Origin of the sequence: Ancylomarina sp. 16SWW S1-10-2, assembly GCF_009669305.1 — a bacterium.
Classification (GTDB): domain Bacteria; phylum Bacteroidota; class Bacteroidia; order Bacteroidales; family Marinifilaceae; genus Ancylomarina.
The window spans coordinates 66,098-80,269 of record NZ_SADB01000017.1 but is presented as its reverse complement, the minus strand read 5'-3'; the positions used below and the strand labels follow the sequence as shown (position 1 = coordinate 80,269).

Genomic DNA, 14,172 nt, shown 5'->3' with positions numbered 1-14,172 from the left:
CTTATTGACTATCATCACCTAACGCAGGTATCGTAAGATATTTAAAAATTCAAACCGGTTAGTTTATCGTGTAAAAATAAAACAATATATAACGACCTGAAACCCTATAAATCATACACATTGTTGGCGGTTCGTTATTCGTTGTTCAATCTGCGAATCCAATTGAATACAGTAATCTCTTATTTCTGTAATGTATAAAATTACATCAAGATTAGATAAATTAGAAGCTTCATCATTGTGGTGGAGTATATTATTCCTTTTTACAATAATCTGATTAATAATATCTTTTCGATTATTAAAGGCATCAACATTGTTTAGGTCTATTCCAAACATAGTAAATAATTCACGTGTTCGAAATGGGTTACCAGATATAAATGGATCAAGATCTTTCTTTTTAATTTTAATTTCAAGATCTTCATATCGTCCTTTTTTCTTATCAAGTAAGGCTTGAATTTTCGAATCATTTTTATCCTTATTTTCAATACTCCACCTGATTAGATTGTACGGATATTTTTCAGCCGAAATTCGTTCGTTATAATCATTAATTAACAATTCAAGCACGTCTTTTATATATGTTTCTAGATATCCGCACAAACTGATCAAAAATGATTTTGTAAGAAAATTTGAATTCTCGTAAACAAAATTCAACGGACTGTCTGAAATAATTATTTCATTGCAACTTGTTACCGTAACTTTTAGATCATCGAGAATGTTCTCAAAATTTTTAAAAACTTTAGTAACCATTATATTTCATTTAATTTATTTTCCCAAAGTTCTCTTCTTTTTAAAATAGCAGATTTCTGTTGTAATCCCCCAGCTAAGGTTTTACTGAACTCTGGTAATTGGCACAATTCAATAAATTTTTGATTTAATTCATCCTTATGTTGTTCTATAAATCCATCAGTTAAACTGCTAAATGAATGCATTAAAAGATCATAATATGTAACACTTTGTCTTGGCTTCGCTAACGTCGTATCAACAAATGGTTTTTCAAACGTTTTCAAACACCTATTTAAAGTGCCTAAAAATAATTCTTTTAGGTCTTTCCCTCTTTTCTCTTCCATACTTTGCTCATCAGCCATATAATCATCTAACAAAACAGATAGTTTACCGCTATAGCCTATTAGGTCATTATTAAGAGCGAAAAATCTCAGTATCAATTCCTCATTACTTCGATCATCCTTACTTTTACTATTCTGAAATTCTGAAATAAATTCATGTTCACCTAATTCTGACAATAAACTATCTAAAACTCCTGGATATATTGCATGTCTTATTTCTTGATCTGAAAGTTTAACCGCTCCCTGATTTAATCTAGCAAAAATCTCTCTTACTAGCTCCTTGGGATTTTCTTTACGAAGAACAATACATCTCATAGTTGTGCTTTCAAGGGCACTCTTAAAGTCTCCTAATTCTGAGAACTTTTTACCATTTAGTTCTGGATAAATTGTTAATCCTTCAAGCATAAAACCATCCGCAAAAAAATTTTTTATCGTAGTTATACGCTGAACTCCATCTATTACATTATGGTAGTTGTTTTCATTTTCTGCAAGATAACAAGCAGGAATAGGGATTCTCATTAAACAAGATTCTATAAATCTACTCGCTCTTACATTTCCATCTTTATCCCATTTGTATTTTCTTTGGAAATCTGGATTCAATATTAGTTTCCTAGGATTAGATTCTGCTCTAGACACTAATGTTTCAAATGGATAATCAATCGGATATAAATTTAATATTTGTCTGTTTGTATTCATATTATTTAGTTTAATCTAAACTTCTATTATTTTAATAACGACCAACGTAAAGGCATTTTATCCTTACGTTTGCCGAAGTTAACAAAAAAAAGAGTATAAAGATTTCCTCACATTCTCTTTTATAATAGAGAAACTTACAAATAAAACATAGTTGGACAATGCCGCTGAACCTATAGATATTCTATAGATTTTTTTTCATATTGAAAGTGACATAATCCAACTTAGTCACTTTCCTCAAAAAAATCGAATAGGTATTTATCCTGATACTCTACATCAAACTTCTGAAGAATTTCCAGATATTCCTCTTTAAAACTTTTCTTCCGATGATGTTCTTCCTGATTTCTCACATAGTTTGCAATAGTGTCAATTTGAGAACGTGAATACGAGAAAGTGCCATAGCCATTTTGCCAGCTAAAATTCGCCATCGAAAAGCCTTTATCCTTCACCCACTGATTACTGGAGGTCTTAATTTGCTCTACAAGCACAGGAATCGTTTGATTCATATTGTAACCAATAAAAATATGAATATGGTCAGGCATTGAACCAATAGCAATCAGTTTGTGTCCATTATTTTGAACGATGCCTGTTATATATTTCTCTAAATCCTTTTTCCAAGATTTATGAATAAGTCCTCGACGATTGCGAACGGCAAAAACAAGGTGCACATAGATTTGTGAATACGTATTTCCCATAATTCATACAATTAACAATTATGAATTTATCAATATTATTCATCTAATGCAATTTTATATTACCGTACTACAAATATTTGGGCATGCCACATCATTAAAATATTACGGTGCACTGCACCTATCGCTATTATTTAAACATGGTTCTACCAAGATATTGGTGCTCTGCATCAAAAAGAAATTTCACAAACAGATTAAGGCAATGACGGGTGCATAGCACCCAAATCTATGTAGACAACAATATCACAAACATATTGGGTGCAGAGCACCAAAATCTATGTAGTCAACAATACCACAAACACGTTGGGTGCAGCGCACCCTAATATCTGTAGCATCGTAACATGATTGTTCAATTTATTTTATTGCAACCTGGTAAATCGAGCGCGTAGTTTTTGTTATTTTATAACGATCATCCATTCTATGACCAACAAGCCATATAATATTGTGACCCGAAACAAGAAGCCAAGCATTTTCTTTATCAGTTAAAGAAAATTTATTATTGATAAAATAATCAGATACTTTCTTTCTTCCTTTCATGCCAATAGGGTGAAAAATATCTCCCTTCTTCCATTTTCTCAACTTCAAAGGAAAAATTAATTCATCCGCATCAAAACAAGCAATTTGGGGATTGGTAGAAAATTTAAAATCCTTAGGTCGATCAAATATCTCACATTTAAATTCCTTTTCGCTAATTACAAGTCGAGTATTCTCCATTAGCTCATATTCTCCATCCTCTTTTTCAACTATCTTAGATAAAACGAGATATTCTCTATCGCGCAAAATCTGATACGCCTCAGAATAGAATAATTTCCCTGAAATGGAGTCTACAGATTCGATGATACTAATGACATCTCTTGAATGAAAACCATAAGGTTTTAACAACTCAAACAGATGAGAATTTTTAGCTGGTATTTTTTTAAGTTCTGAAACAGAAATCAACAACTGCTCATCTTTCTCTTCTACAAAGCTTAGTTTCTTTTCTTCAATATCATTATTATAAATTAGCTCAACATCAGAAAAACGAGCCACATTCTCATTCATCGTTTTCTGAATACTAGGGTTTATTTTTTGCAGAATAGGAATAATTTGATGACGAATTTTATTCCGAACAAAATCAGTTTGAGCATTAGTATAATCTTCTCTAAAGCTTAATTCATTTAGCTTAGCATAAGCTTTTAGCTCCTCTCTTGAGAAAGGAAGTAATGGACGCACCAAACGCCCCATCTTCGCTTTTATTCCTGTTAAACCATGAATACCTGTCCCGCGTGCCAGATTAATCAAAACCGTTTCAATTACATCATCGGCATGGTGAGCAGTAAGAATATAAGAACATTCGGTTTCCTGACAGATTTTTTCAAACCATTCGTAACGCAGATCACGAGCAGCCATCTCGATAGAAATAGAATTTTCTTCTGCAAAAGCAACAGTATCAAAAGCTATGGTGTGAAAAGGATAATTGTATGTCTCAGCCAACTTTTGAACAAAAGCCTCATCACCTTCAGAATCTTTTCCTCTCAATCGAAAATTACAATGAGCAACAACACAGTCCATCTCCATTTTAAACAATAAGTGAAGTAAAACAGTAGAATCAAGACCTCCACTAACCGTAACTAACAGTTTTTCGCGTCTTCCAAACAGGTCTTCTTTTTCAATATGATGGATTAATTCTCTTTGCATATCGGTTCTGGTTATCAGTTATCGGAAAACCGATAACAATCGTTAAATATTAATCATTTTCTAAAACTTGCTTTATAGCCTTAGCTTTCAACAAGCATTCTTCATACTCTTTTTCAGGATCAGATTGCATCGTAATTGCACCACCAACCATAAACGAAAGATAATTATCTTTTGCATTATATTGTATACTGCGAATGACAACATTAAAATCGAAATCGGCATCAGGCGAAATATACCCAACAGCTGCTGAATATAAACCACGCTTGGTCACCTCGTATTTCTCAATTAATTTCATAGCGCTAACTTTAGGAGCTCCTGTCATCGATCCCATAGGGAAAGTCTGTTTTATGCAATCCACAAAATGGATTCCTTCCTTCAAGTTCGATACGACTGTTGATATCATTTGGTGAACTTGCGGAAAAGTATAAAGACCACAAAGTTCTTCTACTCTAACGGTTCCTTTAGCAGCCGTTTTTGATAAATCATTGCGAACCAAATCCACAATCATAATATTCTCTGCACGTTCTTTAGAATCGGTAGCTAAAAAGGCTTTAATCTGATTATCCTCATCGAGAGTTTCGCCTCTCTTGGCAGTTCCTTTTATGGGTTGAGATATAATTTTTGAGCCTTGTTTCTTAATATATCGTTCAGGTGATGCAGACAAAAGAAATTTATCGCCCAAGGCATAATAACAAGAATATGGTGTAGGTGAAACATCTCTTAAACTTCGGTAAGTTTCCAATGGATCAATTTGTGCATTCTCAGCAAAAAACTCTTGGCAAAAATTGACCTCATAAATATCACCTAAGCGGATATGATTCTTCAAGGCAATTACAGCCTTAAGATACTCTTCTTTACTAATTCGATGTTTTATATTTAAAACTGAAGAAGATTGAATTTCAGGTACTTTTACATCCAAAATTTGTTCAACCAACGTCTTAGCCTCTTCACTAGTATTCTCCTTTTCATGAAAATGAATTTCCAATTGATCTTCATTGAGAACGAATACCCATCTTGGTTGAAAAAAATGAAGGGCTGGCATTTTCACACCATCAAAATTATTAGAAGAAAGATCCTCCAATTCATTTTTCAAATCGTAGGTCAAAAAGCCAAACCACCAGTCTTTATTAGCATCATAAGTTTTTTTCAATGTATCAAAACAGTTCTCTTCAACTTGAATTTCAGTTAAAACATCAACTCCAGCAAGCAACTCATATGAGTTGTATTCTTTTTTTGAATTCTCTTTTTTGTTTACATCATGACTATCGAGAATAGCCAGCCTTTTAAATGACTTAGACCAAAGCAATAATTGCTCCTTAAATTTAGCCGTATTCGATATATGAAAACTTAGAATCTTACGCATGGCGCAAATTTAAGTAAAAGATACATAGAATCACATGACCTCAATAAAATCAGAAGATTATTATAATCACAAAAGCTTATTAATATTTTTAGAAAAAAAATTACACTTTCAGGATAGTTTTCTCCAGTATAGGCTTAATCAAAAACAATCATTTTGCTGAAAAAACTTCTTTTTTATTTCCCAAAAACTGTTGTATTAATGACATCAATTCATTTTTATTAATAGGCTTAGTTAAGTATCCATTGCAACCAGCTTCGATTCCCTTTTTCGCATCACCAGTAAGAGCAAAAGCTGTTTGTGAAATTATAACAACTTCTTTATTAAACTCACGTATTCCCCTTGTTGCTTCGTAACCATCCATTTGGGGCATTTTTATATCCATCAGTATTAGATCTATATCAGGATTATTTTGACAAAGAGTTATGGCTTCATACCCATTTCGTGCATATAAAATTTCTTTACTTATATCTTTAAGTATAATTTCTAAAAGTAAAGCAGATTCTTTAGTGTCTTCAACCACTAACACCTTTAGATTATTAATTTGACTATTAAATTCACTAACCGTAAACTCACTATGATTATCAGCAACTTCTTGAGACTTAGAATTACTTGGAATTGTAAAATAAAATCTTGAACCTATTCCTTTTTCACTCTCAACACCCAATTTTCCACCTAGCATTTCGACATATGCCTTAGAGATAGCCAAACCTAAACCTGCTCCTTGGCGAGCTTGTTTGTCTGCAATATCCTCTTGAACGAATTGTTTAAAAATGGCTTGCTGTTGATCTTGTTCAATTCCTATACCCGTATCCTTCACATAGAATTCTATGTAATTTTTCTTCTGAACATAGCCAAAGTCTATAGAACCTTTATCACTATACTTAATCGCATTTTTCACTAGATTCGTAAGTATCGCAAACAACTTCTCACGATCTGTCTTTATAAATACGTCCTCTTGTGGCAACGAATTATTATAGGTTAAGGTCATTCCCTTAGCTTCAGCTTCGGGCTTAAAAAACGTATAGATATATTGAATTTGTTCGTTAATGTTCGATTCCTTAATATAAACTTCCATTAAGCCAGCCTCAATTTTAGAAATATCAATAATATCATTAATAATATTAAGCATACGTAAACCACTATCCTCAATTATGCGGATATAATCTTTCTGTGTTTCAACATCCAATTTAGGTTCTTTTAAAAGATCAGCAAAACCAAGTATACCATTCATAGGCGTACGAATCTCGTGACTCATATTAGCAAGAAAAGCAGATTTTAAAGCATCGCTTCTTTCAGCTTTATCTTTAGCTGCTATCAATTCGATTTCATGTAGTTTGCGTTCTGTGATATCTTTTGCCATAGAGATAAAAAGCCTTCTTCCATCGTCAAAACTGCCTAAGGATGCTGAACTAAAATCCCAGAAAATTTTCGCTCCCCACGAAGTAAATATTTTATACTCACCCCCTTTTATCCTACAATTAATAAGATAAGATTCTCTAGGATATTTCTTACCCTCATTATTTCCTTGCCTAAAAGCCCTTTCTGTCCAAGCTCCAATGGTTGGTATATCCTCAATGGCATAACCTGTTAAGCTAGTCCATGTTTCATTTATTGATATCACTTCTCCATCTTCAGCATGTATCATTATGGGAAATGGTGCTGCAATTAATGCCCGACTCAATTTCTCTTCACTCTTTTTCACATTACTTATTGCAGCTCTTACTTTAAAACGAAGTAAAACAATAAAAAGAATCAGAATTGCCAACAAAACAACAACTAAAGAAATTGTATTGTTTAACCAAACAGGAGTAATATGAATCGTGTTAATTTTTTCATGTAACCATTTTTGCCTTGCTACATTATACACAGAATTACTTTTATACTTCCACTTTTTTAAATAACGATCTAAAAGGTCAATTAGATAAGCATTCTTATTTTTCTTAACGGTAAAATAAATATTAAAAGGGTTAAAAACGATTCCACTAGAGCGAAGACCATACTCTTTAGATTTCGGAGATCCAAACACATTATTTACAACCCCACAATCAACCTTTGATGAAGAAACTTCCTTAAATACATCCTCAAAATCATTTTTTTCGATAAATGTACAATTAACTGAAAACTTACGTGTTAACTCTTTTAGGTTCCAAGCATTCATATCATTTTTCATGATAGCTATCAGCTTACCCTGCAAATCTTTAATCCCATCTATTTCTGAATGATTACTAATATAAACTTCCCCCCATACTGTGAGTAAAGGCGTAGAACAATAATCCATATATTTGGCCCGCTCATCAGAATAAGCGACACTAACCATTATATCAATTTCATCATTCTTTATTCTAGTAAGTCCCTCATCCCAGGAACCAAAAACATATTCAAATTTAATATTCTCCTTCTTCTCAATTTCACGAAGTGCATCAACATAAAAACCCTTTATCTCACCATCAGTATCTTTAAAAATTGCAGGATAAAAATTAAATGCTCCAACGCGAACAACACTTTGTGCATGTATATCTATTATTAATAGTAAAACACAGCATATCGTTAAGAAGATTTTTTTCATTAAGCATTGTATTTAGATAAGAACAATAAATATAACAAAATATTCATGATCAAAAAATAAAGGCAGCCTATTGGCTGCCTTTTCTATTCTAATTTATGCTCAGTATTATATCTTCACAATTACTCTACCTCTACTTTTCTTTGCCAACATTAAATCAATATATGGATCTAACTCTTCTAATGTCGTTTCGATTACCTGCTCTTTATTGTTGTATACATTCCAATCTTTCGCCAATTTATTCCATACTTTTTGTCGCAATTCCATTGGGCATTTTTGAGAATCCACACCAATTAAACTGATTCCATTTAGAATGAAAGGATAAACAGTCATTGCCAAATCACCAGAACCAACATTACCACAACAAGTTACATTCCCCATTGGTTTACATGCCTTTAATAAGGTGTGTAAAGTGTTTCCTCCAATAACATCAATAGCTCCTGCCCAAAGTGGTTTCAATAGTGGTCGTCCCGATTTATCATCAGTTATTTCACTTGTTATTCTGCATTTAGCACCCATTTCAAGTAACTTTGTCTCATCCACTTCACTATCAAAAGTAGCAGCAACCACGTCGAAACCTAAACTCGCCAATATACTAATAGCCACACTTCCAACTCCACCTACAGCTCCACTAACTACAACGGGGCCCATTTCAGGAGTTTGACCAGCTGCCAACAAACGAAAAACAGATAATGCTGCAGTAAATCCGGCTGTTCCATATATCATAGCTTGTTTATAAGTCAAACCAGCTGGTAATGCCACAACCCAAGCTTCAGGTACACGAATATATTCAGAAAAACCACCATCGGTATTCATACCTAAATCGTAACTCGTAACAATGACTTCATCGCCTACTTTATAATTGCCACTAGCCGAATATTCCACAACTCCAACAGCATCGATACCTGGTGTATGTGGGTAATTTTTTGTTACGCCTTTATTTCCAACACAAGAGAGAGCATCCTTAAAATTCAATGAAGAATATTTTACACGAATAAGCACATCTCCTTCAGGCAAATCTAACAACTGACGTTCTTCAATTCTTCTGATATATTTTCCATCCTCTTCGTGTACACGCAAGGATTTAAAAGTTTTAGTTAATTCCATAATAAGTCTCAATTTATTTGTTCTATATTATCCTTATCTTGTACAAAGTTATAAAGAGTTTAACTATCAATCAAGAACTTACATTTAGGTTCGCCACTAACCTTTTGTTCGGAATTACTGATTATCAACACGTAAAAACTTTTAAATTTTGAAAAAAGGAGATTGTCCCATCGATACATTCATTAATTTCGTTAAAGGAAAACGAAAAGCAACTATTGTTTTGCACTTAATGCAAGGCACAAAACGCTATAATGAATTGGTAAAGCTTTTGCCAGACATCAGCGATAGAATGCTAAGCAAAAACTTAAAAGAATTAGAAGAATCAGGATTGGTAAACCGCAAAGTTTATCCAGAAGTACCACCTAAGGTTGAATATAGCCTTACCGATTTGGGAAAGAAAATTCATCCTATTTTAAAAGCCATGTTTTCAGGTGGGCAATTGTTTGAGAAAAGTTTGGAAGATTAGTTCAAAAATATATTTTTCGAACGATTCCCAAATAAACCCGTTTCACCCTACAATTCATAGTAAAATTCAAGATGTACCATCCAACAGCTATAGCCATTAATGTAGGTATATAGTTCTCAGTTACAGGAATAAAATCCATATTTACAAGCAACACGGCTAGTAATATTAGATACAGAAGGTATTTATTCACCTTCACATATTTCATATATAAGCCTTCCTCAATTTCAATTTTTCTATTCGAGACCTGATCATCACTCTTTCCTCGTTTTTCATAAGCCAATATTAGCTTATACTCTTCTTTAGTCAAATTTTGCTTTTGAAGCAATTCCATTTTTAAGAAGGTGAAGATGAGTAGATCATCAGCATAATCGACATCACTCATATCTTTATCACACAAAAAAAGTAAGCGCTGATCAACGACCTGTCTAGCTTTAACAAATTCATTAAGCTCTAAATAGGTTCGGACAAATATTTCATACAAACATTTAATTTCTTCAGAGCTAAAACCAAACGTATCAATTTTACCAATAATATGTTCAAACTTGAGAATTGAATGAAAATACTCATTGTAAAAAAGAGTTTCAATTTCCTTATACAAATCTGCAGAATTGAACTTATTAGCTAATATCATATTTAAAGCGTAATCAAAATTAAAGATTCGAAGATAAATAAAATTTTAAAAGGACAATAGAAGTTGACGGAATAGACTTTTTATCTCACTTAAAATAAAACACTAGGCTAGTGAACAAACTTAATTATCATCAATTCAAAATAAAAAAATGGCACACAAATCATTGTGTACCATCATTAAATATCTGTATATTAGACTTATCTCAATGAGATCGATTCAACTACTTTTAGAATAACATCAACAGCTTTTTGCATAGAATCAACGGGTACATATTCATATCGACCATGGAAATTATGACCGCCCGCAAAAATATTAGGACATGGTAAACCCATATAAGATAAACGACTACCATCAGTTCCTCCACGAATAGGTACAATCATTGGTGTAACACCTACATCTTTCATGGCTTGCTCTGCTATATCAACAATATATTTAACAGGCTCAATTTTTTCACGCATATTAAAATACTGATCTTTCATTTGAAGAGAAATACTCCCCTCACCATACTTAGAACGAATATCTGCATAAAGCGATTCAAATTTATTTTTACGTTCCTTATAGGCATCCATATCAAAATCACGAATAATATATTGCAATTTAGAATTTTCAACAGAACCTTCCATTCCTATAAGATGGTAAAATCCTTCATAATTTTCTGTTCTCTCAGGAACTTCATTCGGAGGTAACTGCGACATAAACTCCTGCATAATATGCATTGAATTAATCATCTTATCCTTAGCCATTCCTGGATGCACATTACGTCCAACAAAGGCAACTTCGGCATAAGCTGCATTGAAATTCTCGAACTGTAACTCGCCTATTTCACCACCATCGAGCGTATAAGCAAAGTCAGCACCAAATTTCTCCACATTAAAAAAGTCAGCACCTTGACCAATTTCTTCATCAGGTGTAAAACCAATATGAACTGGTCCATGCTTAATTTCAGGATGCTTAATTAGATACTCCATAGCTGTCATAATCTCAGCTACACCGGCCTTATCGTCAGCTCCAAGTAAAGTTGTACCATCAGTTGTAATTAAAGTTTGACCTTTATACATTTTCAAATCAGGAAAATCAGCCACTTTCATTACAATATTTTGCTCTTTATTAAGAACAATATCTTCTCCATCGTAGTTTTCAACAAACTGAGGTTTTACATTTTTCCCTGTAAGATCAGGACTTGTATCCATATGTGCTACAAAACCAACAGTTGGAATTTTCTTATCCATATTTGAAGGCAATATGGCCATTACATAACCATTTTGATCAAGTGAAATATCACTCATGCCCATTTCTTCTAGCTCCTTAACCAATTCTTGAGCCAAAAACATTTGTCCAGGAGTACTCGGTGTTAAGCCTGTTTGAGTATCAGATTCAGTATCGAACTGAACATATTTTATAAATTTATTTACTACTTCAGTCATTATATATAGGGTTTTGTTGTTACACTTGTTAATTTAAATATCATCAGATTTAAACTGAAAACCTAAACGTTTACCCGTTTTGATTTTTGCATTATGAATTTTTTCATCAATATCAGCTACAGATAAAATTTTAACATCATCGTAAGGAGGAACTAATAAATCAAAATTCAACGAATAGTTAATAGCAGTCTCCACAATCTTTTTCAAACTATCCTTATCACTTATAGACTGAGAGAGATCATTCTCGAGCAATCCCATCTGACGTTTTCCCTCAACGATATAATGGTTTTCCCTATTAATGAAGATACGTGCAACCAAGTATCCTAAATCCTCAGATCGCTTATATTTTAATGAGTCCGATAAGAAATTATAGATATTGATAACCCCAGAATAAGCATTATTTGGATTTTGTTTCACGTAATCTTTTTTCCAAACGGGATGATCACGATCGAATTGAAAAACATCTGAATACATGCTGAAAATTAGAATATCTGAGGCTATTCTTATCTGTACTTCAGATGCTCCTCTATCTTCAAATTCTAATTTTACAGCATCAGGCTCATCAATAAGCTCCAAATTATAATCTTTCACCAGATTTTTAAGAACCTCCTTGAGATCTAAAAAAACCTCTACAGTATTCTTATAAACCAATTGCTTTAGAATAGACTTTTCGCGTATTGTTTGCAATATGGCAGATTTTGTATTGAGTATATTCATAGTATAGTGTTTAAGCTTAATTAAAATCCTTAATCTAGATTTATCTGATAAAGGTAAAAAAAAACCGTCTCCGAAAAATCGGTGACGGCTATTTATAAATATATTTTTCGTTAAAAAACGAAAATTAATAATCCTCAATAATTGGAAATATTAATATGATTTTGCAAACACAACACGTTGTTTCGATGGTTTTCCTGTAACCATACAAACACCTTCCTCCTGCTCATTATCAAAAGGAATACAACGAATTGTTGCTTTTGTTTCATTTTGAATTTTTTCTTCAGTCTCAGCAGTACCATCCCAGTGAGCCAAGAAAAAACCGGTTTTAGTATTCAACAGCTCTTTAAATTCATCGTAAGAATCAACCTTAGTTGTTTTCTCTGCTCTAAAATCAAGTGCTTTTTGGAAAATAGTATCCTGAATTTCTACAAGAAGATTCTCAATCATATCTTCAACACCTTCAATTGCAACAGTTTCTTTAGTTAAAGTATCACGACGAGCTAACTCAACAGTTCCATTCTCAAGATCGCGAGCTCCTATAGCTAAACGCAATGGCACACCTTTCAATTCATATTGAGCAAATTTCCAACCTGGCTTGCGGTTATCGCTATCATCAAATTTAACCGAAATACCTTTAGCTTTAAGCTTAGCAACTAATGGATCAATCACCTCAGCTAGTTGTGCTAACTCAGGTTCTTTACGATAAATAGGTACAATTACAACTTGAATTGGAGCCAATTTTGGAGGCAAAACTAAACCATGATCATCAGAGTGAGCCATTACTAGAGCTCCCATTAAACGAGTAGACACACCCCAAGATGTTGCCCAAACATAATCTTCTTTACCTTCTTTATTGGTAAATTTCACATCGAAAGCCTTAGCAAAATTTTGACCTAAGAAGTGAGACGTTCCGGCCTGAAGTGCTTTACCATCTTGCATTAAAGCTTCAATACAATACGTATCAATTGCACCAGCAAAACGCTCAGATTCAGTTTTTGTTCCTTTTAGTACAGGAACTGCCATCCAATCTTGAGCAAAATCGCTATAAACATTAATCATCTTTTCAGTTTCAACCAAAGCTTCCTCTCTAGTTGCATGAGCAGTATGCCCTTCTTGCCATAGAAATTCGGCAGTACGAAGAAATAAACGTGTACGCATTTCCCAACGCATGACATTTGCCCATTGGTTAACTAAAATTGGCAAATCTCTGTAAGATTGAATCCAGTTCTTATAAGTACTCCAAATAATAGTTTCGGAAGTTGGACGAATAATTAATTCTTCTTCCAAACGTGCATCAGGATCAACAATAACACCTTTCCCATTGGGATCATTCTTTAAACGATAATGAGTTACAACGGCGCATTCTTTTGCAAATCCTTCTACGTGATCAGCTTCCTTACTTAGAAATGACTTGGGAATTAATAAGGGAAAATAAGCATTTTGATGTCCTGTTTCCTTAAACTTTGCATCAAGTACAGCTTGCATTTTCTCCCAAATAGCATAGCCATATGGTTTAATCACCATACAACCTCTAACTGCAGAATTCTCTGCTAAATCCGCCTTAATTACTAAATCGTTATACCACTGCGAATAATTTTCGCTTCTACTGGTTAAAACTTTTGCCATTTTATATTGTTTTGGTATGGTATTTGCTATCTTAATAATACTTAAAAGTTCTTAAAAAAAATCTTTTTACTAATTAAAAAATAAGACTTAAGCCCTTAATTTTGGCTACAAAAGTATAAAATATTATTAGATAATCATATTGGTAGTTAGAC

General features: G+C 33.1%; 12 protein-coding genes. 1 reads left to right on the top strand and 11 read right to left on the bottom strand.

All coding sequences use genetic code 11. The features are described from left to right. Positions 1-111: 111 nt before the first annotated feature. The 7 genes from EMN46_RS14020 to EMN46_RS13990 form a co-directional block, all read right to left on the bottom strand. Positions 112-744 carry a HEPN domain-containing protein gene (locus EMN46_RS14020; protein WP_154201444.1) on the bottom strand — a complete coding sequence of 211 codons (633 nt, stop codon included), beginning with the start codon at positions 742-744 and terminating at the stop codon, positions 112-114. Beyond that, positions 744-1,757, bottom strand: a complete 1,014-nt coding sequence (locus tag EMN46_RS14015) for a DUF262 domain-containing protein (RefSeq protein ID WP_154201443.1) — start codon at positions 1,755-1,757, stop codon at positions 744-746. Before EMN46_RS14015 ends, EMN46_RS14020 begins: the two co-directional genes overlap by 1 nt. A gap of 221 nt (positions 1,758-1,978) precedes the next feature. After that, positions 1,979-2,449, bottom strand: coding sequence for an IS200/IS605 family transposase (gene tnpA, locus EMN46_RS14010; RefSeq protein ID WP_154201442.1), 471 nt, complete (start codon positions 2,447-2,449; stop codon positions 1,979-1,981). Between the two features lie 351 nt (positions 2,450-2,800). Continuing rightward, on the bottom strand, positions 2,801-4,123 hold the full coding sequence (tilS, locus tag EMN46_RS14005; protein ID WP_154201441.1) for a tRNA lysidine(34) synthetase TilS: 1,323 nt from the start codon (positions 4,121-4,123) through the stop codon (positions 2,801-2,803). 49 nt (positions 4,124-4,172) lie between these two features. Continuing rightward, a complete protein-coding gene (locus tag EMN46_RS14000; protein WP_154201440.1) occupies positions 4,173-5,486 on the bottom strand; it encodes an anthranilate synthase component I family protein in 1,314 nt (437 codons plus the stop codon). 148 nt (positions 5,487-5,634) lie between these two features. Then, positions 5,635-8,052, bottom strand: a complete 2,418-nt coding sequence (locus tag EMN46_RS13995) for an ATP-binding protein (protein WP_154201439.1) — start codon at positions 8,050-8,052, stop codon at positions 5,635-5,637. A gap of 105 nt (positions 8,053-8,157) precedes the next feature. After that, positions 8,158-9,156: a YhdH/YhfP family quinone oxidoreductase gene (locus EMN46_RS13990; protein WP_154201438.1), complete on the bottom strand. Its 999-nt coding sequence runs from the start codon at positions 9,154-9,156 to the stop codon at positions 8,158-8,160. A 148-nt stretch (positions 9,157-9,304) separates the two neighbouring features. On the opposite strand from EMN46_RS13990, the gene EMN46_RS13985 reads away from it, so the two are divergent. Further along, the gene (locus EMN46_RS13985; RefSeq protein WP_154201437.1) at positions 9,305-9,622 is read left to right on the top strand and encodes a helix-turn-helix domain-containing protein; all 318 of its coding nucleotides are present in this window, start codon (positions 9,305-9,307) and stop codon (positions 9,620-9,622) included. A 1-nt stretch (position 9,623) separates the two neighbouring features. On the opposite strand, the gene EMN46_RS13980 is transcribed toward EMN46_RS13985, so the two are convergent. The 4 genes from EMN46_RS13980 to proS form a co-directional block, all read right to left on the bottom strand. Beyond that, entirely contained in the window at positions 9,624-10,253 is a 630-nt protein-coding gene (locus EMN46_RS13980) for a hypothetical protein (RefSeq protein WP_154201436.1), read from the bottom strand. Positions 10,254-10,450: 197 nt separating this feature from the next. Then, positions 10,451-11,677 (bottom strand): peptidase T, encoded by a 1,227-nt coding sequence (gene pepT / locus EMN46_RS13975; RefSeq protein WP_154201435.1) that lies wholly within the window; start codon positions 11,675-11,677, stop codon positions 10,451-10,453. 33 nt (positions 11,678-11,710) lie between these two features. Continuing rightward, positions 11,711-12,394, bottom strand: coding sequence for a hypothetical protein (locus EMN46_RS13970; RefSeq protein WP_154201434.1), 684 nt, complete (start codon positions 12,392-12,394; stop codon positions 11,711-11,713). 150 nt (positions 12,395-12,544) lie between these two features. Continuing rightward, a complete protein-coding gene (gene proS, locus EMN46_RS13965) occupies positions 12,545-14,020 on the bottom strand; it encodes a proline--tRNA ligase (RefSeq protein ID WP_154201433.1) in 1,476 nt (491 codons plus the stop codon). Between the last annotated feature and the right edge of the window lie 152 nt (positions 14,021-14,172).